Below are 20,534 nucleotides of genomic sequence, written 5' to 3'. Positions count from 1 at the left end.
ACGTCAGTCAACATGGACGAACCGGTAATTATAAGTGACAGTTGGGAGGTGCCCGTGGACCACAACGAACTCGTGGCCCGGAACGTGCGCAGGCTCCGGCGCGAGCAGGGCATCTCCCTCGGCGAGCTGGCCCGCCGGTCGGGACTTTCCAAGCAGACGCTGTCCAAGGTGGAGCAGGGCGCCGGCAACCCCACCGTGGACACCCTGGCGGCGCTGGGCAAAGCCCTCGACGTCGCACCCCGGCAACTGCTGACCGAATGGGGCAGCGCCGTCTACGTCCAACGTCAGGGTGATGCGGCGTGGAAGGAACGGGACGGCTGGTCCGAGCGCATGCTGGATCAGACCTACGGCTCCGGCTACGTGCACACCCTCGTGCTCAAGCTGGAGCGTGGCAAGACCGGCGGCCCCGTGCCCGGCCATACGCTGGGCGCGCTGCACCACGTCTACGTGATCAGCGGCAGGCTCCGCACCGGCCCCGTCGAAGACCAGGTCGAGCTGGCGGCCGGCGACTTCGCCCGGTTCCCCGGCGACGTCCCCTACCAGCACATCTGCCTGACCGACCATGTCGTCCTGCATGTCACCATGACCATCCCGCAGGCCCGCCAGTTCGGTGCCTCACACTAGGGGAGACGCGTGCCGCGCTTCCCCTCGTAGCGTGGAGACCGAACCGGGACGCTGAAGGAGTCCGGGCGCGAGGAGCCGGCGCGGCTGCGACGGGAGAAGGCCGAGCTGGTCAAGCAGCACGCCCGCGAGGAAGGCGGCATGGAGAAGGAACGCGCGGAGCTGGAGGACGAGATGATCCGCCTGTTCGAGGCTTCCGGGGGCACCTATGGCTCCCCGCGGATCACCCATGACCTGCACCAAGCGGGCCGGCGGGTGTCGAAGAACACGGTGGCGACGCGGATGGCCGAGCTCGGCCTGGCCGGGCGGCCGCCGAAGAAGCGGCGGTCGCTGACCCGCCAAGGCAGGCGCCCGGCTGTCTCTGGCCTGGTCCGCCGGAAGTTCACCGCGGTCGCGCCGTGCTGTGGTGCGGTGATGTCACCGAGATCGACACCGGCGAGGGCAAGTCGTACCTGGCGACCGTGGAGGACCCGTTCTCCCGGCGGCTGCTTGGCTATGCGATGAGCGAGCATCACGACGCGGCGTTGACGGTCGCCTCGCTGCAGATGGCCGTGACCACGCGCGGCGGTGACGCGGACGGCGTGGTCTTTCACTCCGACCGGGGCCCCGGAACTCCCTCCGGAGTCCCGGGGCCTTCACCTTGCCCGCGCTATCTCAGCACTTCTCCCAGTAACCCGGGCTGGTCTCCCTGATCGTGCTGTTGACGTAGAAGTTCCACAGGCCGAGATTCTGGTTGGAGCCCTTGGCGTAGGTGTAGCCGTACGTGGCGGTGGCGCGGCCCGCGACGGTGTGCGCGTAGTTGGAGGCCGTTACACATGTGGCGGTCGGGCTCGGGCTGGCCGTCGGGCTGGCGGTCGGGCTCGGGCTGGCGGTCGGACTGGCGGTCGGGCTCGGGCTGGCCGTCGGGGTGGTGCCGCCGGTGAGTTGCTCGACCATGTTCATGATCGCTTCAATCTGCTTGCCGCCGTGCCAGGCGTAGTTCGCGTCGCCGCCGTACCCCCACCAGTTCCAGCAACCATTGGGGTTGGTGGTGGAGGCAGAGGACAGCGGGATCGCCTGCGGATACAGGATGATCATGTTGTTGGTGTCGGCGTACTCGTTGAGGTACGCCAGCCGCATGAACGTGTTGCCGAACGACTGATAGCTGTAGCCCTGCTTGCAGCCGTGCAGGGCGACCATGAGACGGCAGCTCGCGCCGCCCGCGCACGAGGTGGGCACGTATGCGAACCCCTTGCTGTCCATGCTGATCGCGTTGGCATTGCCGCCGGGCGCGTAGGTGTTCTGGTCGAACTGGATGAGGCTCCCGGTGAGGGTGGAGGCCGCCGCCTTCACACTGCCGAACAGCGTGGTGAGCATCTCCTTCTCGGCGTCGTTGCCGCAGGAATTGATGTACGGCGACGCCGTCGAGGAGCAGGACACGGTGCCGAGCGGGCTTACCCAGGAGTGGCCCGCGCTGGTGGTCTTGTTGTAGGTGACGTTCGCCCCGAAGTCCTTGTAATAGGTGGCGAGGTCATCGTTGACGGCCTGGACGACGGTGCTGTCACTGGTGCCGTGATACAGGTACACCGGGTCCCCCGACAGGTTGGCGACGGCGTCCACCTTGCCGGAGCTGGCGAGGGTACGGGTCTCGCTCTCCAACTGGGCGGGCGTCTTGCGGGAGCCGTTCTGCATGCAGCCGGCCTGCGCGGTGACCGCGTAGTCGAAGTCCTGCGCGCACCGGTACGGTCCGGCCGTGAAGATGCCGGCGCCCTGGAAGACGCTTGAGTAGGCGACGTGCAGCTGGCCCGCCATGTATCCGCCGGAGGACACCCCCGACACGTAGCTGGCGCTGATGTTGTAACGGGTCAAGGCGCCCTGGGCGGGTGAGGGGACGGCGGCGAGGGCGACGGTGGCGGAGGCGGTGGCGAGGCATACCGCAGCCGTCAGGATGGTCAGGGTCTTGCGGAATTCCATTGCTCTTCCTCTGGGTGGGGTGGGTGGACTCTCCCCCGTAGCGCCCCGCGAGGGGGCGCCGATCATGGTCCCTGTCGGTTCAGGGAGTAGGTGTTGGCGAGGTCGCCTGCCGCCGGGCGGGGCACCGTGGCCGACGCCGCGGGCTGGACGCCCTGCGGCGTCAGGCGTCGAGGGCGCTGAAGGCTGAGCGGAAACAGGACAGGATCGGCCGGAGCAGCGACGGGTAGGTGTCGTAGAGGCCATCGAGGGTGTCCTGCAGGCTGATCAGGGGTCGGCCGATGCGGACCGTGAGCAGGATCCGTGCCACCGCCCGGTGGACGGAGCGCGGAGGTAAGGCGTAGTCGTACAGCGCGTCCTCACCGGTCTAGCCGGGGGTCCAGCTCCTTCCGGTAGATGGTCTGGGTGAGGCCCCGGTAGACCTGCTGGTGGTAGGGCCACAGCACGGCCGACTCCGCCGGGTAGACGTGCTCCGGACGGCCCTGGAGAGCGGTCGGCAAGAAGGTGAGCAGCTGCGTGACCCGGTCGTTCCACTCGGCGATCGCGTCACCCGGCTTCCTGCCGTCCCTCGTGGAACGCGGGGCCGGTGTTGCCCTTGTCGGTCGCGGCATACGTGTAGCCCTGGGCAAGGACCCAGTCGGAGATGGCGAAGTCGTTGGCGTACTGGCGGCGGTTGCCGGGGCTGTCGACGATGACCAGGCCGCACTTCCAGCGCGCTGGGAGCCGGATGACGAACTGGGAGTCGTGGTTCCAGCCGGGGTTGGCGTTGGTCGCCGAGGTGTCGGGGAAGTAGCCGTCGATCTGGAGGCTGCGGACTCTGGTCGAGTTGACCGCGCCGGCCGGGGTGAGCCCGGCCCGGTCGCCATGGACAGTGTGGCCGGTGGTGAGGGTTGCGGTGGTCGTCAGATCGTCAGGGCAGGCGGAGATCTGCAGTTCCCGCCGGGTATCGGTGGAGCAGCGGGGCGGTCAGAGGCTGTGGCGGCGGGCCCGGCTGGGATGGCGACCGCAGCCCCGAACGGGGCGGCGGTCACGGCCTTGCGAAACATTCCGCACTCCTCGGGCTGGGGGGAGTGCAGTTAGAAAACTCCTCGGATGTGATCTCTGCCATGTGGCTCACCACCACATTTGGCAGAGCGCCTATGGGAGCAGGGCCTCGGTGGCCGCGCGCATTTCTTCCTCGGTGACGCCCGGTGCGAGTTCGACCAGTGCCAGGCCCTCGTCCGTGACATCGATGACAGCGAGATCGGTGATGATCCGGTCGACGACCTCACGCCCGGTGAGCGGCACTCCTCGACGATCTTCGGCGAACCGTCGTGGGACGTGCTCCATCAGTACGATCAATTGGCGGCGCCGTGGACCAGGTCCATCGCCCCGCCCATCCCTTTGATCATCTTTCCGGGGATGGTCCACTTGGCCAGATCGCCCCGTTCGGAGACCTGCATGCCGCCGAGGATGGCCGCGGCCGGCCGGCCGTCGCGGGCTCGATCCCACCTCGGTCACGACCACCCGGTCGATGAAGACTCCCGGCAGGTGGATCGCGTCCGGGTCGAGCTCGTCGGCGAGCTCCTCGCCCTCGGCGGTCATCACGCGCGTGACCATCGCGGCGAGCGGGTTGAAGTTACGCGCGCTGGAATGGAAGACGAGGTTGCCGAACCGGTCGCCGCGCGCCGCGTGGACGAGCGCGAAGTCGGGATCGGTATGTGATGTGGCCGCGGACCCCTTATCTCGATGGCTTTGCGTGGCTTTCGCACATGGAACGGCATGTCATGCGGTCATAGTGTGCGGCGTCTCAGCGTGATCTGCATGTGTCCTGGATCACTCCATCTCACCCCCTGGAGGTTTGATGGCGGAGGCCATACTCGTCACCCGCGGTCTCGCAAAGGAGTTTCGCGGGTTCTGGGCCGTGGACGGCGTGGACCTCGACATCGCAGAGGGCAGCGTGCACGCCCTGGTCGGCCCGAACGGCGCGGGCAAGACCACGCTGTTCAACTTGCTGACCGGCTTCATCCCACGGACCTCGGGAAGCATCCGGCTGGCCGGTGTCGAGATCGGGGGGCGCAGACCCGAGGAGGTCGCGCGGGTCGGGCTCGCCCGATCGTTCCAGATCACCAACCTCTTCCCGCAGCTGAGCCTGCGGCGCCATCTGGAGCTGGCGCTCGCGGGGCCGACCGGGCTCGGCTGGCGGTTTTGGCGGTCGGACAAGGCCGTGTACCGGTTCACTGAGCGCGCCGACGAACTGCTCGACGAAGTCGGCCTGCTCCATCAGGCCGAGCAGCATGCCGGACTCTCGCCTACGGGCGTAAGCGCGCGCTGGAACCGGCGCTCGCGCTGGCCCTCGACCCGAAGGTGCTGTTGCTGGACGAGCCGACCGCGGGGATGGGCGTCGAGGACATCGGCCGGACAGTGGCGCTCGTGCAGAAGCTCCGCACCGGGCGGACCGTGGTGATGGTCGAGCACAACATGAACGTCGTCTCCACCCTCGCCGGCCGGGTGACCGTGCTACAGGCTGGTCAGGCGCTGGTCGAGGGCGGCTACCACGAGATCCGGCACGAAAAGTCATGAAGGCTCTCGGTGCCCCTGGTCGCTGGGCGGGATCGTCGCCTGGGAACTCGCCGCGCGTATCGCCGAGACCGCGCCCACTCCCGCGATCACCCTGATCGACAGCTACCCCAACCCCACCCTCATCCCCGGGGGACCGAAGTCCATCCGAAGATCCATCGAACGGTCCTGCTCGGCGCTGACGCCGCGGCTCACCGCTCACCAGATCAGCCTGCTCGCCAAGGCTCATCTCACGGCCGCGCTGAACCACACCGTGACCACACGCTTCGCCGGGGACGCGCTCCTGCTCGCCTGCACCGGCCCGACTTACGAAGAGCAAGTCGCCAACTGGCACTCTCTGGCGACCCGGCTGCGTGTCCGAACACTGCCCTGCGGCCACTTCGAGGTGCTGAACCCCCATGTGCGTCCTCTGGTCATAGGACACATCGACGCCTTCGTCAGAACCCTCGGCTACGGCCTTCCTGCCGTCTAAGCTTGAATCGCCGCCGCTCGGGTGATCGAGCGGTGGGTGCCCGTAAGGCTCGCGAGCACCTTTATGTGGCAGCGAACCAGTCCACCATGGCGATGTGTTCCGCGGCGGGAGTGTCTGACTCTGTCAGCCATTCGCCCGGGCCAGTTCGCTGGGTCCAGGCGAGATGCCGCTCGGTGATCGCGTGGACGAAGTCGTGGGCCAGTGCGGCCGCCTCGAACAGGTCCTGGTCGGTGGTCTGCGCGCTGGCACCGACGATCAGGCCGCGCACGTCGGCGCTGTGGCCGTAGCGGAAATGGCCGTCGCCGCACAGGTGGGTGTCGACGAGGACCGCCTCCCCGTAGTTGCGCGCCAGCCGGCGGTGCCCGCCCGCCTTGGCCGCGGCGTTGGGCAGGAACGACGAGCCGTCGTCGCCGACCGTTATGGCACCGAGGACGGCCCGGTCGTTCGGGATCCAGGGCCCGGCGGTGGGGTCCATGATCACGAAGGCCATGCATGCCCGGCCGTAGACGCCGCGCGGTGCCGACTCGGCCGTGGACGTGTGGTTGCGCCAGATGCTCGCGGCACGCCGCGTGCCCAGCTCCAGCAGCAGCTCGTCGAGTTCGTCGTCGCTGAGCAGGTAGCGGTACGGATTGTGGTGATGTCCGGCGCGTACGGCCAGCCCGTCCGGGGAGACGACTTCGTTCACCACCGGTCACCGACCTGCGGGGCGATGAGCTCGTCGTACACCTCGTGCACCGTGCGCAGGGCGTCCTCGGAGAGCGAGGGCAGGGCGGCGGAGGCTGCGTTGTCCCGCGCCTGCCGGGGGTTGCGGGCGCCGGGGATCACGACCGTGACACCGGGCTGGTCGATGATCCATCGCAGGGCGAACTGGGCCATCGTCGCGCCGGCGGGCACGAGCGGGGCCAGCCGCCGCACCGCCGCCAGGCCGGTGGCGAAATCGACCCCGGAGAAGGTCTCTCCGATGTCGAACGCCTCGCCGTTCCTGTTGTAGTTGCGGTGATCGCTGGCAGGGAATTCCGTGTGCTCGTCGTACTTGCCCGACAGCAGACCGCTGGCGAGCGGTACTCGGGCGATGACGCCCACGCCGGCCTTGCGCGCCGCGGGGAGCACGTCCAGCAGTGGCCCGAGCCGCAGCATGTTCAGGATGATCTGCACACTGGCCACACCGGGTCGGCTGATCGCGGCCAACGCCTCCGCCCGTGTCTCCACGCTGACTCCGTAGGCGGCGATGCGTCCTTCCTCCACCAAGGTGTCGAGCGCGTCGAAGACTGCGTCGGTGGAGTACACGATCGTGGGCGGGCAGTGCAGCTGGACCAGGTCGAGGGTGTCGACGCCCAGGTTGGCCCGCGACCGGTCGGTCCATGCGCGAAAGTTGTCCAGCGAGTAGAGATCGGGACGTTGCGGCATGACTCGGCGCCCCATCTTGGTGGCGACCACGATGCCCTCGTTCGGCCGCGATTTGAGGAAGCTGCCGATCAACTGCTCGCTTCGCCCGTCGCCGTAGGCGTCGGCGGTGTCGAAGAAGGTCACCCCGTTCTCGGCCGCCGCGTCCAGTACGGCCAGAGCGTCGTCCTCTTTCACCTCACCCCAGTCGGCACCGAGCTGCCAGGTGCCAAGCCCGATCACCGACACGTGCTGACTCGTCCTACCGAGTGCCCGTCGTTCCACGTCTTCCTCCAGTGTGAGAACCGACCGTCACGGCCGACCGCCACCAGAATCGGGCCGGGATCACGCTGGCGTCCAACAGAATAAATCGCACGGATTTATCGGCTAAATTTCTGAATCATGGAACTGCGCCAGCTTGAGCACTTCGTCGCCGTCGCGGAGGAGCGCCACTTCACGCGTGCCGCCGAGCGCTTGATGATCTCCCAGTCGGCACTGTCGGCCTCGGTTCGCGCTCTGGAGCGGGAACTGGCGGTCCGGCTCTTCGCCCGCAACACCCGCAGCGTTGAGCTGACAGCACCCGGGCGGGTGCTGCTCACCGAGGCGCGGCGGGCCCTCGGATCGGTGCGTGCCGCCAAGGAGGCGGTGGAAGCGGTCCAGGGATTGCTGAGGGGGACCCTGTCCGTGGGCACGGAGCAGTGCGTTGCCGGGGTCGACGTCCCGGCGCTGCTGGCCCGCTTCAGATCGGCGCACCCTGGCGTGGAGATCAGGCTCAGACAGGCGGACTCCGCGACCCTCATCGGCGAGGTGGCCGCCTGCCGGCTGGACCTCGCCTTCGTCGCCTTGCCCGATGAGGCTCCGGCGGACCTACGGATGCTGCCGCTGACCCGCGAGCCGATGGTTCTGCTCTGTCATCCCGATCACCGGCTGGCGGAGGCGAGGGAGGTGAGGTGGGCAGAACTGGGCGGGGAGCATTTCATCGACTTTCATCCCGGCTGGGGCGCTCGTGGCTTGACCGACCGCGCCTTCGCGGCGGCCGGCGCCGCCCGCCAGGTGTCGCTGGAGGTCAATGACGTCCACACCCTGATCGACCTCGTCGGCCACGGCCTGGGCGTCGCGGTCGTTCCGGAGCCGATCGCACGCAAGCCCCAGGCCGCCGCCCTGGCAGTGGTCCGGCTGACCGGTGCCAGCCCGGAACCGTTCTGGCGGCTGTCGGTCGCCGCCCCACCTCCCGACACCACCGCTCCAGCCGCCCTGAAGCTCATCGACTATCTCCCGGGCGCCTCGTGAACCCTCGCATAGCAGGTGCCCTGGGGCGAACGACCGTTACCACGCATGGAGTTCTTCGACTACCTCGCCGGCTTGTGCCCTGAGGGGTGCGGCGGCCAGCGTCTCAGCGGCTCCCGGCGCCGTCACCCGGAAGGCGATGTCACCCGCGGTCTGCAGCGCGGTGGCCAACCGGTCGAGCCGTACGCTGTCCAGGCCCGCCCTGCGCACTTCGCGGCGTCCCCGACTCTTATCGTCGAGAGGTCGAGTGGGCAGGTGCCGCGCTGTCGTCCAGGCTCTTCGACTCAGGGCTCGCGACGACCGTGCCGGCGACCTCGCCCAGGCCGATGGTGGTCCCGTACGGTCCGGGGGCGGTCGCTGTGATGACCACCTCGTCACCGTCGGCGAGGAAGGTGCGCTCGCCGCTCTCGACCCGCAGAGGGTGCTCGCCGTTCCAGGTCAGCTCGATGAGCGAGCCCCGGCTCTCCGGGGTCGGGCCGCTGATCGTGCCGGAGGCGAAGAGGTCACCGGTGCGCAGGCCGGCGCCGTTGACGGTCATGTGGGCCAGTTGCTGGGCGGGAGTCCAGTACATCTCGGCGAAGGGTGGTTCGCTGACCTTGGTGCCGTTGAGCCGGACCTCCAGCCGGATGTCCAGCCCCCACGGGGCCTCGCCGGTGTCGTCGAGGTACTCGACCGGCCGGGGCGAGCGCGGCGGGGGCGCCACCCTGGCGTGTTCCAGAGCGGCCAGGGGGACGATCCACGGCGAGATCGACGTCGCGAAGGATTTGCCGAGGAACGGCCCAAGCGGCACGTACTCCCACGCCTGGATGTCGCGGGCGGACCAGTCGTTGAGCAGGCACACCCCGAAGACGTGCCGGTCGAACCGGCTGAGCGGGACCGGCGTGCCCATGGTGCTCGGCACGCCCACGACGAAGCCGAGTTCGGCCTCGATGTCGAGCCGTGTGCTTGGCCCGACCTGGATGTCCCCGTCCGCCGTACGCCGCTGGCCCCGGGGCCGGACGATCGGCGTGCCCGACACGACGACCGTGCCGGCCCGGCCGTGGTAGCCGATGGGCATGTGCTTCCAGTTCGGCGTGAGCGGTTCTGAGCCGGGGCGGAACATCCTGCCCAGGTTGGCGGCGTGGTGCTCTGAGGCGTAGAAGTCGACGTAGTCGGCGACCTCGAACGGCAACAGCATGGTGTGGGCCGAGGCGAGGGACAGGAATGTGGCTACTCGTCCGCGTTCGCTCACCTCGCCCAGCCAATGCGTGAGGAGTTGCCTGACCCGGGCCCAGCATTCCGGTCCCGCGGCGAGGAACCGATCGAGCGTGCCGGCGGCGAACAACCCGTCGTCGCTGCCGGACAGCGCGGGCCAGGCCGCGGTCAGGTCGAGGATGTGATCCCCGATCGCCACACCGACCCGAGGCCGGCCGTCCGGCCCGGCGAACGAGCCGAACGGCAGGGTCTGCAGGCCGAACGGATGGTTCTCCCGCATGGCGACCCAGGATCGTGGAACGTGATGTGCCACCATGTCAGGCCCTTTCCAGGAGTCGCAGCGCGATGAGATCGGCGACGGGCTCCTCGATGCTGCACGTGCCGAACGAGACGAAGGACTGCCGGGCTGCGGCGACCCGTTCGGGAGTGCACCGTCCTGCGACGGTCTCCGCCTCCCGACAGGCGAGTACGGCCGAGACCGCCGCCTCGTCCGCGCCCTGCCGGGCCGCGTCGGTGGCGGCGAGCACGTTGAGGAATCCGTGATGCTCGAACCCGGTGCGGGGATCGGTGTGCCGGATCGCGTGGTGCAGGCCCGCCGTGAGCTTGAACGGGATGGCGTGGCGGACGGCGCACGTCAGGGCCGCGGCGAGTGCCGGCTCTCCGGGGAAGGCGTCCGCTCTGACGCCCCCGGTCCGGAACTTCAAACGCAGGCCGGTCCCGGCCAACGCCGGGATCGCCCGGAGTGCGTCCGGGTCGAGAGCCACCTCGGCGTACACGGTCACGTCGCGCGGCACGGCCGCGCCGGCCGTCTCCGCCAGGGTTTCCAACGCCCCTTGCGAACGGCCGGCCGGCAGCTCCACGGCCCGCAGCCGCACGCGGGGATGCGCGGTGGCCTCGGCGACGCCCGCGGCGAGAGCCTCTGGGCCCTCGGGCACCGTCAGGGCGACGTCGAGCGCGGGTCCGTCGCCGGTGAGCAGGTCGTGGAGCTCGCCCAGCCGCCCGCGCGGGCAGACGAACGGCCCCACCGTGTCGCCGTACCAGGCGGCGTGGTGGTCTCGGTGGCGGGGCACCGCCTCCGCCATGGGCGCGTCGCCCGGTGGGAAGAGTGCGGCGTCGTCGAAGAACGCCCGGAAGCCGGTTGACCGCGGAACCGTGCCGGGAGATGAGGCTTTCACAACGAGGACCTCCGTCCTGACCAGGACCACACGTATTCCCCATCGTCGGCTGTCCGGCCTGCCTCGCCCAGCTCCAGCGGCCGGAAGGTGTCGACCATCACCGTCGGCTCGTCGAAGAAGCGGGCTCCGAGGCTGCGCTCGACCGCGCCCGGCTGGGGGCCGTGGGCATGGCCCGCCGGGTGCGGCGAGACCGAGCCCTGGCCGATCCCGGAGCCCTTCCGCGCCTCGTAGTCACCGCCGCAGTAGAACATCACCTCGTCGGAGTCCACGTTCGAGTGGTAGTAGGGGACCGGCTTCAGGTGCCGGGGAGCGAGCGGTTGGTTGGGAACGGTGGACTGGTCCGGTAGCTCCCGGCTCCGCACATCCGTGACGGCAGCGGGAATGCCCATGTGGTAAAGGAGGGACGAGTCGGAGGAGAAGCCCTCCTCGCCCATCAGCTCCTCGTAGTACAGCTCGCCCGAGGGGGCGCGGTGCTCTGTGTGCCGCTTGGGCGGGACGTCCCCGACGCGGAGGTAGTAGGCCATCGCTCGCTCCTTCCGGTCGCCGCGCGGCTAGAGGTTCCCCCGCCGGTCCTGCTCGCGCTCCAGCGCCTCGAACAGCGCCTTGAAGTTGCCCTTGCCGAAGCCGAGGGAGCCGTGCCGCTCGATGAACTCGAAGAAGACCGTGGGCCGGTCGCCGATCGGTTTGGTGAAGATCTGCAGGAGGTAGCCGTCCTCGTCGCGGTCCACGAGGATGCCGCGCTTCTGCAGCTCCTCGACCGGGACGCGTACCTCGCCGATGCGGGCCCGCAGCTCCGGGTCCTCGTAGTAGGAGTCGGGGGTGTCGAGGAACTCGATCCCCTCCTCCCTCAGAAGGTCGACCGTACGCAGGATGTCGTTGGTGGCCAGGGCGAGGTGCTGGGCGCCCGGCCCCTGGTAGAACTCCAGGTACTCGTCGATCTGGCTCTTCTTCTTGGCGATGGCCGGCTCGTTCAGCGGGAACTTCACACGGTGGTTGCCGTTGGCCACCACCTTGGACATGAGGGCCGAGTAGTCGGTCGCGATGTCGTCGCCGATGAACTCGGCCATGTTGGTGAAGCCCATGACACGGCGGTAGAAGTCCACCCACTCGTCCATGCGGCCCAGTTCGACGTTGCCCACGACGTGGTCGAGCGCCTGGAACAGACGCTTGGGCGCGCCGGGACGCTTGACGTAGGACGAGGTCCGCTCCACATAGCCGGGCCGGTATGGGCCGTTGTAGCGCGAGCGGTCCACCAGGCTGTGGCGGGTGTCGCCGTAGGCGGCGATGGCCGCGATCCGGATCGTGCCGTGCTCGTCGGTGACGTCGTGCGGCTCCTCGACCACCGTCGCCCCCTGGGCGCGGGCGTGCTCGACGCACCGGTCCACGTCGGGCACCTCGAGGGCGATGTCGACGATGCCGTCCCCGTGCCTGCGGTGGTGGTCGTGCAGCGGGCTGTCCGGGGCGACCCCGCCCTTGACGACGAAGCGCACGGCGCCGCTCCGCAGGACGTACGCGTGGTGGTCGCGGTTGCCGGTCACCGGGCCGGAGTAGGCCACCAGCTCCATGCCCAGGGCTGACTGGAAGAAGTGCGCCGACTGCGTGGCGTTGCCCACCACCCATTCGACCGCGTCCCATCCGGTGACCGGGAAGGGATCGGTGGAGTCGTCATAGGAAACCAGCCCGACCAGCTGCTTCAGCTCGTCGATGCCGAGCTCGGCCAGGCGCTCCTGATCGGTCAGGATCTGCTCGATGCTCATGGTGATCCTCCAGGGGGTGGATGTCGCGGTGCGACGGTGCTGAACTAGGCGATATGTCACAACATGGGAAATTGGCTGCGCAAGCGGCTCAGTCCCGACTGATCTACATGCCATGATGGACTGGCGGATTTGCCTGTTTGCTATGCATTTTGCCTAGTTGATCACCGTGACACCTGAGAAGGTGGACTTCCTTGAGCGTTGTGGACAAGCTGGACCTCGCCCTGCTGAAGGCGCTGCGGGACCACCCCCGTGCCGGGCCGCTGGAACTGTCCCGGGTGACCGGCGTGGCGCGCGCCACCGTGCAGTCGCGGATCGAGAAGCTGGAGGCGGCCGGAGTGATCACCGGCTATGGCCCGGATGTGGATCTGAACGCCGCGGGCTTCGCCGTCCAGGCCTTCGTCACGCTGGAGATAGCGCAGGGCGCGCTGTACGAGGTCCGAGACGAGCTCGAGCGTCACCCGGCGGTCGTGGAGGCGTTCGCCACCACCGGGACCAGCGACGTGATCTGCCGCATGGCGGCGCGGACCCAGGGCGAGTTCCAGGAGGCGCTCCTGGAAGTGAACCGCTCGCCCCACGTCGCACGCTCGACGAGCGTGGTGATCCTGTCGACGGTGGTGGCATCCCGCGTGCCGCCCCTGCTGGCCCGGCACGCCCGCGGCGGCGGCCGGGCTCCGGCGTTCCGCGATGCCGAAGCCCCCCGGCAGGGGTGAAGGCGATGCGTTATTCGCTCGTCGGCGGCTGCCACACCTCGCCCGCCACCCGGTGGAAGTTCCCACCCAGAATTGCGGCGACGGCGTCTTCGGGATAACCGCGGCCGAGCAGTTCGTCCTACCGGGAGGTGGGCGGCAGCCTCGTCAGGGATCTGGAGCTGTGCAGGACGGCGGGCTCGGAAAGCTTCGGATCTGTCATGAGGGGCCGGTCTCTCGATGAACTGGCTACTGGTGTCCTGGAACGGATTCGACCAGGCTGACGGTGTAGGGGTGCCGGGGAGCGTCGAGCACCTCGGCGGTGCTGCCGCTTTCGACGATCTCGCCGTGGCGCAGCACGATGGCGCGGTCGGCCATCTGCCGCACCACCGACAGGTCGTGGGTGATGAACAGCATGCTCGTGCCGTACGCGCGGCGGATCTGGCGCAGGAGTTCGAGGATCTGGGCCTGGACCGACACGTCCAGCGCGGCCACCGGTTCGTCGCAGATCAGCAGCTTGGGCCGGACCGCGATGGCGCGGGCGATGGCCACTCTCTGACGCTGGCCGCCGGAAAGGGCGCCGGGCCTGCGTCCGGCGTAGGAGGCGGACAGGCCGATCATCTCCAGCAGTTCGCCGGCGGTCTGGCCGGTGTCTCCGACCGAGATCGCCTCCTCCAACGCCGCGCCGATGGTGAGCATGGGGTTGAGCGAGGCGTAGGGGTCCTGGAAGACGACCTGGACCAGGCGGCCGGCTCGGCGGCGCTGCTTCCCGCTGAGCCGCCGGTGGTCGGAGACGTCGAGGTCGCCGAGGCGGATCGTGCCGCCGGTCGCGGTCTGCAGCCCGAGGATGCAGCGTGCGATGGTGGTCTTGCCCGAGCCCGTCTCGCCGATCAGGCCGAGCGACTCGCCCTCGGCGATCTCGAAGGAGACGTTTCGTACGGCCTGCTTCACCGACGCCCGGGAGACCATGGAGACGGCGCGGTAGGTCATGCTCAGCCCGGACACCGTGAGGATCGGCATGCCGGTCGGCGTGGGTGACGCCGCGGCGGGGGCGGCGGCCTGCTGCCTGCGTAGCCGCAACTCGGTGCCGATCTCGTGCAGGCGCGTACAGGCCGACAGGTGGCCTTCGCCGGCCGGAGCCAGAGCGGGCCGGCCCGCGACGCACTCCTGGGCGTGCCAGTCGCAGCGGGCGGCGAAGGCGCATTGGGCGGCCACGTCGTCGGCGCGCGGGACACTGCCGGGGATCGCGGTGAGGGTCTCGACCACGTGCGTGACGGGTGGCTCGGCCATGAGCAGGCCGAGGGTGTAGGGGTGCTCCGGCGCCTCCATGAGCGCGGCCGAGGGGGCGTCCTCCACGACCGATCCCGCGTACATGACCAGGACCCGGTCGCAGACGGAGAAGGCCACGCGCAGGTCGTGCGTGATGAGCACGAGCGCCATGCCGCGGTCGCGCTGGAGCTTGTGCAGCAGGCGCAGGATCTCGGCCTGGGTGGAGGCGTCGAGCGCGGTGGTGGGCTCATCGGCGATCAGCAGGTCGGGGTCCGCGGCGAGCGCAGCGGCGATGGCCACACGCTGGCGCATGCCGCCCGACAACTGGAAGGGGTACTTGCCCGCGACCTCGGTGGCGTCCAGGCCGACCTCCGCCAGGCGGCGGGCGACCTCGCCGCGGGCGGCCGCACGGTCGCGCCGTACCTGCCGGGGCAGGGACTCGCGGATGTGCTCGCCGATGGTCTGCAACGGGTTGAGCGCGGTGAAGGGGTCCTGCATGACCATGCTGATGCGGGTGCCGCGAAGCGGCCGCAGGTCGCGTTCCCTGCGGCCGACCATGGAGATGCCGTCGAAGACGATCTCGCCGCTCGCGGTGACCCCGGCGGGGAGGGCGGCCAGGACGGCGCGGGCGGTCATGGTCTTGCCGCTGCCGGACTCGCCGACGATGCCGAGGCTGCCGCCCGCCTCCAGGGTGAAGCCGACGTCCCGGACCAGGGTCTTGCCGCCGGCGCGTACGTGCAGATCGGTGACGGTGAGAAGTGGGCTCATGAGTGGTCGCCGTTCGCGGAGTAGCGGTCGTAGAGCCAGTCGCCGAGCAGGGTGAAGCTGGTCGCGGTGAGGGCGATCATGGCGCCGGGGGCCAGGGAGATCCAGGGATTGTCGGCCAGGAGGTTCTGGCCGCTCGCGAGCAGAGTGCCCCAGTCCGGCGTGCCCGGCGGGGCGCCCAGGCCGAGGTAGGACAGGCCGGACAGGCTGATCAGGGCGGTGACGAAGTCCAGCAGGAAGGTGGCGATCACGGTCGGCATGATGTTGGGCAGCAGGTGCCTGGCCATGATCCGCCCAGCGGGCAGGCCGAGGGTGCGTGCGGCGTCGATGTACGGCAGGCGGGCCTGCGCCAGGGTGGCGCTGCGGCACAGCCGGATCTCGCTGGGCAGCGACAGCACGGTCAGCACCAGCACGGCGAACCAGTAGCCGCCGCCCACGATGCCGATCAGCACGATGATCACCAGGAGCGAGGGCAGGGCGTACATCAGGTCGGCGAGCCGGTTGAGCAGCGCGTCGATCCAGCCGCCGCGGTAGCCGGCCAGGATGCCCAGTGAGGCGCCGAGCACGACCGTCCCGAGCGCCACGACCAGCGGCCCGAGCAGCGCGGCCCGGGTCCCGGCGAGGACCTGCGACAGCACGTCGGCGCCGAGCTGGTCGGTGCCCAGCCAGTGCGCGCCGCTCGGTCCCGACACGTTCAGCATCAGGTCCTGGGCGGTCGGGTCGTACGGCGCCAGCCACGTCCCGGCCGCCGCCAGGATCGCCACGCACAGGAGGAAACCGGCGGCCAGCCGCACCGTGACCGGGGCTCTGGCCACGCCGCGGGCGGTGGTCGAGACGGTGGCCGCGATCGTCGCCATCAGGCACCTGCCTTCGAGATCGTCCGCGTGCGCGGGTCGAGGGCCAGGCCGAGCAGGTCCACCGTCAGGTTGACCACCGCCACCACGGCCCCCATGAGGATGGCCAGGCCCTGCACCACGGGGATGTCCTTGTTGATCACCGCTTGCAGCAGCAGGGTGCCGATCCCGGGCAGGGAGAACACCTGCTCCACGAACAGTCCCGCCGACAGTGTGGCGATCAGCAGCAGTCCCGCGCTGGTCACCACGGGAAGGGAGGAGTTGCGCAGCGCGTAGCGGATCAGGACGCGCGCGGGGCTCAGCCCCCGGATCCGGGCGAAGGTGATGAAGTCCTGCTGCATCACGGTCAGGGTCGCCGCCCTGGTCTGCCGGATGACCACGGCCGACAGGAATCCGGCCAGCGCCGCGGCCGGCATGGTCAGGTGCGCGATCCGCTCGCCGACCCCCTCGCCGACCCCGTAGACGGGGAACCAGCCGAGCGCCACGCCGAACACGTACAGCAGCGCGATGGACAGCACGAACGGGGGCGCGCTGATGCAGAACGTGGCCAGGAAGGACACGGTCCGGTCGGTGGCGCTGCCGCGCCGGATGCCGGCCGCCATGCCGAGCGGGATGCCGAAGCCGAGCACGAGCACAACGGCGTAGATCCCGAGCTGCACCGAGATCGCCGCACGATCCCCGATCAGCGCGAGCACGGCCAGGTCGGTCTGGACGGAGATCGACTGGCCGAGGTCCAGGTGCACCGCGCCGGCGAGCCAGTGCCAGTACTGGACCAGGAACGGCTGGTCCAGGTGGTACTTGGCCTCGACCGCCGCCAGGAGCTCGGGCGATGGGGGGCGGGAGCCGATCAGGGTCTGCAGCGGCGAGCCGGGACTCGCCGCGAGCAACGCGAACACCAGGAAGCTGAGCACCAGCAGCAACAGCAGCGTGGCGCCCAGCCGGCGCGCCAGAAAGCGGACGATCGTCATTTGCTCGAACGCACCAGGTCGATCCAGGTGCCACTCACCTTGTCGTAGAAGCTCGGCGGCCGGAGATAGGTCAGCCCACCGGCCATCGTGTACACGTTCTGGCGGGTGAAGAGCGGCACGTACGGCACCTGCTCGGCGACCTCGGTGAGTACGGCCCGGGTGGCCGCCCAGCGCGCTTCCTTGTCGTACGTCGCGGCGCTTTCCGGGGCGAGGGCCCGATAGTTCTTCTCCACCGTGTCGGTGGTGAAGTTCGCGGCGTTGATGAAGTTGGCCTTCATGTTGGCCTTGCCGACGAAGGAGAACATCAGCCCGGAGGGGTCGGGAAGCGTGCTCGTGAATCCGGGGATCACCTGGATGCCGGAGGTCTGGTGGCTGAAGAAGGTCTGGAACCACTGGCCGGGGGGCACGGGCTTGGGCGTGACGGTGACGCCGAGCTGCTTCATGTTCTGCTGGAGGTTGAGCAGCAGCAGCTTCTGCCAGGGGTCGGTGTTCATGTAGGGCACGGTCACGTCGAAACCGCCGGCGTGGGCCGACCGCGCCAGTTCCGCCTTGGCCTTGGCCAGGTCGAACTCGTAGCGGGGCAACTGGTCCACGAACGCCTGGGCCTCGGCGGGCGAGGGGGCGACTCCGGCCAGCACGCCGGTGGGCACGAGCGTGCCCAGCGGCTTGGCGTACTCGCCGAACGCCGCCGCGAGCACGCCCTTGACGTCGATGGCGTGCGCCACGGCCTTGCGCACCTGGACGTCGTCGAACGGCGGCGTGCTGGTGTCCATGGACAGCAGGTTGGAGTTGAAGTCGTCGGCCGGATAGAGCGAGGCGCCACTGTTCTTCCACTGGGAGGCGGTCTTGAGGTCGGTGACCTCCCCGGCCTGAAGTGAGCCGGAGCGCATGGCGAGCTGGGCGGCGGAGTTGTCGCTGATCACGGTGAACTTCACCGCGTCGGGCTTCGGCCGAGTTCCCCAGTACGCGGGGTTGCGCGCAAGGGTGATGTCCTGGGAGGTCTGCCCCTGGTAGGCGTAGGGGCCGGTGCCGATGGGCAGCGCGGCGGAGGTGCCGAGCTCCTTGGCGTGCGCCTCGGCGAACGCGGCCTCCTGCACCTGGACGGCGGCCAGCGCGATCCGCAGCCCCACGAGCGGGTACTTCCAGGTCACCGTCACCTCGTCGGGCCCGGTGACCTTGGCGCTCTTCAGCCCGGCCATGTTGCCGGCCGTCTCCGCGGTCGGCGCGGCGGAGGCGGTGAAGCTCCAGGCCACGTCTTCGGCGGTCAGCGGCTTGCCGTCGGAGAACTTCACGCCCTCACGCAGCTTGTAGACGACCGTGCTCTGGTCGGGCTCCGTGACAGAGGCCGCCAGATGCGGGGTGATCTTGACCGTGCCCTGCTCGAAGGCCACGCGCTCCATAGGCTCGGTCACCAGTGAGGTGATCATCTGGGTGTTGACCTTCGTCGACATGCTGTTCAGCGAGGTCGGCATCTGTGTGATCGCGTACGTGAACGACGGAATGTTCTGCTCGGTCGCTGGACGGGCGCTATGCCCGCTCTGTCCACCGTTCGCACCGGAGGCGCAGGCGCTGACGAGGGTGAGACCGGCTGCGGCCGCCAGGCCTGCCAGGACACGTCGTCGGGTGTGCTCGTACATGGGCTGGTTCCCTTCACCAAGGTGACGGGAACTATACGACTCGTTGCAAGCCTCTACAATAGTGAGAAGTTTCCGTACTGTAACAGCTCGTTTCTCTCCCTCATATCCGCACTTCTTTCCTACATGCTGTTGACATCGGGTTCCCATGAGACAGGGTGCAGCCATGACAGCGACGTCCGAGGACGGCAAGTTGACGTTCACCACGAGCGAGCGAGCGCATGCCGCCCTGGTGGTGGAGCTGCTGGGACCGGTCATTCCGGTTCTGGCTCAGGCGCTGGGTCCCAACACCGAGGTCGTCCTGCACAATCTGACCGCGATGCCCAACACGATCGCCGCCATCGGCGGCACGCTGACCGGCAGGGACATCGGCGGCCCGCCCACCGACCTGGGGTTGCGCACCTTCAAGGCGGGGTGGACCGACCATCTGATCGGCTACAGGTCGGAGACCGCGGACGGGCTGGTGATGCGCTCGTCCAGCATCTTCTTTCACGCCCCCTCCGGGAAGTCCGTGGTGTGCCTGTGCATCAACACCGACATCGGGGAACTCAAGCGGGCCGCGGACATCCTCGAAGCGCTGACCACGACGAACGCCGGTGCCGGCCCGTTGCTTGGCGCACGGCCCGGCGCTCCCGCCGAGACGTTCCCCGTGTCGCTGGACAGTCTCGGCGAGGGCATCCTGGACGAGGCCGTGGCCGGCGTCGGAGTGCCGGTCGAGCTGATGAAGAAGTCCCACAAGGTCGCCGTGGTCGAGGACCTGAACAAGCGCGGCTTCTTCACCCTGCGCGGAGCCGTGGAGCTGGCGGCCCAGCGGCTCGGCGTCAGCCGCTTCACGATCTACAACTATCTCAACGAGCTCCAAGCGGACACTCTTGACTGATATTTGAAATCCTCTACTGTGTGTTGAACTCACCGGCACAGCGGAGGATGGCATGCAGCCGACCGGATATCTCGACACCGCGTCCATCGGACTCGTGCCGGCGGCTGTCGGGGCGGCGGTCGGCGCCTGCTACGAGGCGATGGGGCGAGGCACGCGCGGATCCCGCGAGTGGCGCCCCGTCGTGGAGCGGGCCCATCAGGCGTACGCGGCCGAGTTCGGTGTGGCGGAGGGCGAGGTCGCCTTCATGCCCAGCACCGCCGATGCGATCGAGGCCATCGCCCATGCCGTGCCCTGGTGCGAGGGCGACGAGGTGCTCGTTCTGCGTGACGAGTTCCCGACCGTGGTCCTGCCCTGGCGGGCGCTGGGCGAGGCGGTCCGGGTGGTCGAGGTGGACGCGCTGGCGGGCGATGACCGGCTCGGGGCCCTGCTGGCGGGCATCGGACCACGCACTCGAGTCGTCGCTGTCTCCCATGTCAGCTCCTTCACCGGCACTCTGGTCGACATCGGCACACTGGGAGCGGCCTGCCGGCGGGCGGGCGCGCTGCTGGTGGTGGACGGAGCACAGGCGGCCGGCGTGGTGACGGTCGGTCTGGACGACGTCGACTTCTACATCGCGACCGGCTACAAGTGGCTACTGGGCGGCTTCGGCCTCGCCGTCGTCGCGGGCAAGCGGGCCGCCCTCGCATCCCTGCGGCCCTCGCCGCTCTGGGGTGACAGGCCGCCCACGCCGCGCCTGAGCATCGGTCACTCGAACCTCCCCGGCATGTACGCGCTGGAGGCGGCGGCGACCTACCGGCGATCCGTAGGGCACGAGGAGATCCGAGCCCGCGTCGCCGACCTGGCCCGACGCCTCTGGGAGGGGGCGGCGGAGCTCGGCCACGCACCGGCCGCGCGTCCCGAGCGCATGGCCGGGATCGTCAGCCTCGGCGGGCTGCGCGACCTGCCCGGTGCTGTCGCGCGGTTGTCGTCCGCCGGACTGTCGGTGGCCGCCCGCGGCGGCTACCTGCGGATGTCCCCGTACTTCTACACCACCGACACCGATGTCGATCACTTGCTCACCGAACTGAAGAACCTCTGATG

The 20,534-nt window shown here is 69.2% G+C and carries 26 protein-coding genes and 1 pseudogene; 10 read left to right on the top strand and 17 right to left on the bottom strand.

Going from position 1 to position 20,534, the window contains the following annotated elements:
- Positions 1-54: 54 nt before the first annotated feature.
- From ABZ857_RS05425 to ABZ857_RS05415, 3 genes are all read left to right on the top strand, one after another.
- Positions 55-624, top strand: coding sequence for an XRE family transcriptional regulator (locus tag ABZ857_RS05425; protein WP_357037884.1), 570 nt, complete (start codon positions 55-57; stop codon positions 622-624).
- Positions 625-762: 138 nt separating this feature from the next.
- On the top strand, positions 763-1,125 hold the full coding sequence (locus tag ABZ857_RS05420; RefSeq protein WP_357037881.1) for an IS3 family transposase: 363 nt from the start codon (positions 763-765) through the stop codon (positions 1,123-1,125).
- Positions 1,020-1,313 carry a DDE-type integrase/transposase/recombinase gene (locus ABZ857_RS05415; RefSeq protein ID WP_357037878.1) on the top strand — a complete coding sequence of 98 codons (294 nt, stop codon included), beginning with the start codon at positions 1,020-1,022 and terminating at the stop codon, positions 1,311-1,313. Before ABZ857_RS05420 ends, ABZ857_RS05415 begins: the two co-directional genes overlap by 106 nt.
- Here the strand turns inward: ABZ857_RS05415 and ABZ857_RS05410 are convergent.
- The 3 genes from ABZ857_RS05410 to ABZ857_RS05400 form a co-directional block, all read right to left on the bottom strand.
- Entirely contained in the window at positions 1,276-2,574 is a 1,299-nt protein-coding gene (locus ABZ857_RS05410) for a PHB depolymerase family esterase (protein ID WP_357037875.1), read from the bottom strand. The two genes, ABZ857_RS05415 and ABZ857_RS05410, sit on opposite strands and share 38 nt — an antisense overlap.
- A gap of 160 nt (positions 2,575-2,734) precedes the next feature.
- On the bottom strand, positions 2,735-2,881 hold the full coding sequence (locus tag ABZ857_RS05405) for a hypothetical protein (protein ID WP_357037872.1): 147 nt from the start codon (positions 2,879-2,881) through the stop codon (positions 2,735-2,737).
- A 49-nt stretch (positions 2,882-2,930) separates the two neighbouring features.
- A complete protein-coding gene (locus ABZ857_RS05400; RefSeq protein ID WP_357037870.1) occupies positions 2,931-3,182 on the bottom strand; it encodes a hypothetical protein in 252 nt (83 codons plus the stop codon).
- Between the two features lie 32 nt (positions 3,183-3,214).
- Here ABZ857_RS05400 and ABZ857_RS05395 point away from each other — a divergent pair, with 32 nt between their 5' ends.
- Positions 3,215-3,364 carry a hypothetical protein gene (locus ABZ857_RS05395; protein WP_357037867.1) on the top strand — a complete coding sequence of 50 codons (150 nt, stop codon included), beginning with the start codon at positions 3,215-3,217 and terminating at the stop codon, positions 3,362-3,364.
- A 344-nt stretch (positions 3,365-3,708) separates the two neighbouring features.
- On the opposite strand, the gene ABZ857_RS05390 is transcribed toward ABZ857_RS05395, so the two are convergent.
- The 3 genes and pseudogenes from ABZ857_RS05390 to ABZ857_RS05380 all read right to left on the bottom strand — a co-directional run.
- Complete coding sequence (locus ABZ857_RS05390) at positions 3,709-3,858, bottom strand: hypothetical protein (protein ID WP_357037864.1); 150 nt, start codon at positions 3,856-3,858, stop codon at positions 3,709-3,711.
- Between the two features lie 50 nt (positions 3,859-3,908).
- Positions 3,909-4,013, bottom strand: coding sequence for a CoA-transferase (locus tag ABZ857_RS05385; protein WP_357037861.1), 105 nt, complete (start codon positions 4,011-4,013; stop codon positions 3,909-3,911).
- Positions 4,014-4,128: 115 nt separating this feature from the next.
- Positions 4,129-4,206 (bottom strand): annotated as a pseudogene (locus ABZ857_RS05380) (succinyl-CoA--3-ketoacid-CoA transferase); the annotation flags it as partial.
- 208 nt (positions 4,207-4,414) lie between these two features.
- Here ABZ857_RS05380 and ABZ857_RS05375 point away from each other — a divergent pair.
- Together ABZ857_RS05375 and ABZ857_RS05370 are read left to right on the top strand one after the other, a co-directional pair.
- Positions 4,415-5,017 (top strand): ATP-binding cassette domain-containing protein, encoded by a 603-nt coding sequence (locus tag ABZ857_RS05375; RefSeq protein ID WP_357037858.1) that lies wholly within the window; start codon positions 4,415-4,417, stop codon positions 5,015-5,017.
- Positions 4,924-5,133 carry a hypothetical protein gene (locus ABZ857_RS05370; protein ID WP_357038430.1) on the top strand — a complete coding sequence of 70 codons (210 nt, stop codon included), beginning with the start codon at positions 4,924-4,926 and terminating at the stop codon, positions 5,131-5,133. The genes ABZ857_RS05375 and ABZ857_RS05370 overlap by 94 nt, the downstream gene beginning before the upstream one ends.
- Positions 5,134-5,663: 530 nt before the next feature.
- Here the strand turns inward: ABZ857_RS05370 and ABZ857_RS05365 are convergent.
- Together ABZ857_RS05365 and ABZ857_RS05360 are read right to left on the bottom strand one after the other, a co-directional pair.
- The gene (locus tag ABZ857_RS05365) at positions 5,664-6,287 is read right to left on the bottom strand and encodes a hypothetical protein (protein ID WP_357037855.1); all 624 of its coding nucleotides are present in this window, start codon (positions 6,285-6,287) and stop codon (positions 5,664-5,666) included.
- The gene (locus tag ABZ857_RS05360) at positions 6,284-7,270 is read right to left on the bottom strand and encodes an aldo/keto reductase (protein WP_357037852.1); all 987 of its coding nucleotides are present in this window, start codon (positions 7,268-7,270) and stop codon (positions 6,284-6,286) included. The genes ABZ857_RS05365 and ABZ857_RS05360 overlap by 4 nt, the downstream gene beginning before the upstream one ends.
- Before the next feature lie 117 nt (positions 7,271-7,387).
- Here ABZ857_RS05360 and ABZ857_RS05355 point away from each other — a divergent pair, with 117 nt between their 5' ends.
- A complete protein-coding gene (locus tag ABZ857_RS05355; protein WP_357037849.1) occupies positions 7,388-8,275 on the top strand; it encodes a LysR family transcriptional regulator in 888 nt (295 codons plus the stop codon).
- 36 nt (positions 8,276-8,311) lie between these two features.
- Here ABZ857_RS05355 and ABZ857_RS05350 read toward each other — a convergent pair whose 3' ends face one another.
- Genes ABZ857_RS05350 through hppD form a run of 5 tightly spaced genes read right to left on the bottom strand, consistent with a single transcriptional unit; the run spans position 8,312 to position 12,398 of the window.
- Positions 8,312-8,482, bottom strand: a complete 171-nt coding sequence (locus ABZ857_RS05350; RefSeq protein ID WP_357037846.1) for a hypothetical protein — start codon at positions 8,480-8,482, stop codon at positions 8,312-8,314.
- Between the two features lie 19 nt (positions 8,483-8,501).
- Positions 8,502-9,746, bottom strand: coding sequence for a fumarylacetoacetase (fahA, locus tag ABZ857_RS05345; RefSeq protein ID WP_357037843.1), 1,245 nt, complete (start codon positions 9,744-9,746; stop codon positions 8,502-8,504).
- 37 nt (positions 9,747-9,783) lie between these two features.
- The gene (locus ABZ857_RS05340; RefSeq protein WP_357037840.1) at positions 9,784-10,641 is read right to left on the bottom strand and encodes a hypothetical protein; all 858 of its coding nucleotides are present in this window, start codon (positions 10,639-10,641) and stop codon (positions 9,784-9,786) included.
- Positions 10,638-11,165, bottom strand: a complete 528-nt coding sequence (locus tag ABZ857_RS05335; protein ID WP_357037837.1) for a homogentisate 1,2-dioxygenase domain-containing protein — start codon at positions 11,163-11,165, stop codon at positions 10,638-10,640. The genes ABZ857_RS05340 and ABZ857_RS05335 overlap by 4 nt, the downstream gene beginning before the upstream one ends.
- 27 nt (positions 11,166-11,192) lie before the next feature.
- Positions 11,193-12,398: a 4-hydroxyphenylpyruvate dioxygenase gene (gene hppD / locus ABZ857_RS05330; protein ID WP_357037834.1), complete on the bottom strand. Its 1,206-nt coding sequence runs from the start codon at positions 12,396-12,398 to the stop codon at positions 11,193-11,195.
- 200 nt (positions 12,399-12,598) lie between these two features.
- Between hppD and ABZ857_RS05325 the strand changes: the two genes are divergently transcribed.
- The gene (locus tag ABZ857_RS05325; protein WP_357038410.1) at positions 12,599-13,108 is read left to right on the top strand and encodes an Lrp/AsnC family transcriptional regulator; all 510 of its coding nucleotides are present in this window, start codon (positions 12,599-12,601) and stop codon (positions 13,106-13,108) included.
- Positions 13,109-13,333: 225 nt separating this feature from the next.
- On the opposite strand, the gene ABZ857_RS05320 is transcribed toward ABZ857_RS05325, so the two are convergent.
- Genes ABZ857_RS05320 through ABZ857_RS05305 form a run of 4 tightly spaced genes read right to left on the bottom strand, consistent with a single transcriptional unit; the run spans position 13,334 to position 18,577 of the window.
- Positions 13,334-15,121, bottom strand: coding sequence for an ABC transporter ATP-binding protein (locus ABZ857_RS05320; protein ID WP_357037831.1), 1,788 nt, complete (start codon positions 15,119-15,121; stop codon positions 13,334-13,336).
- On the bottom strand, positions 15,118-15,975 hold the full coding sequence (locus tag ABZ857_RS05315) for an ABC transporter permease (protein WP_357037829.1): 858 nt from the start codon (positions 15,973-15,975) through the stop codon (positions 15,118-15,120). The genes ABZ857_RS05320 and ABZ857_RS05315 overlap by 4 nt, the downstream gene beginning before the upstream one ends.
- Entirely contained in the window at positions 15,975-16,940 is a 966-nt protein-coding gene (locus ABZ857_RS05310) for an ABC transporter permease (RefSeq protein WP_357037826.1), read from the bottom strand. The genes ABZ857_RS05315 and ABZ857_RS05310 overlap by 1 nt, the downstream gene beginning before the upstream one ends.
- Positions 16,937-18,577 (bottom strand): ABC transporter substrate-binding protein, encoded by a 1,641-nt coding sequence (locus ABZ857_RS05305; protein WP_357037823.1) that lies wholly within the window; start codon positions 18,575-18,577, stop codon positions 16,937-16,939. Before ABZ857_RS05305 ends, ABZ857_RS05310 begins: the two co-directional genes overlap by 4 nt.
- Before the next feature lie 163 nt (positions 18,578-18,740).
- Between ABZ857_RS05305 and ABZ857_RS05300 the strand changes: the two genes are divergently transcribed.
- On the top strand, positions 18,741-19,454 hold the full coding sequence (locus ABZ857_RS05300) for a PAS domain-containing protein (RefSeq protein WP_357037820.1): 714 nt from the start codon (positions 18,741-18,743) through the stop codon (positions 19,452-19,454).
- A gap of 52 nt (positions 19,455-19,506) precedes the next feature.
- Complete coding sequence (locus tag ABZ857_RS05295; protein WP_357037817.1) at positions 19,507-20,532, top strand: aminotransferase class V-fold PLP-dependent enzyme; 1,026 nt, start codon at positions 19,507-19,509, stop codon at positions 20,530-20,532.
- Positions 20,533-20,534 lie beyond the last annotated feature (2 nt).

It is taken from the genome of Microbispora sp. NPDC046933, from assembly GCF_040644635.1.
Classification (GTDB): Bacteria; Actinomycetota; Actinomycetes; order Streptosporangiales; family Streptosporangiaceae; genus Microbispora.
The sequence above is the reverse complement of the archived record's forward strand: the minus strand, read 5'-3'. Positions and strand labels throughout refer to the sequence as shown.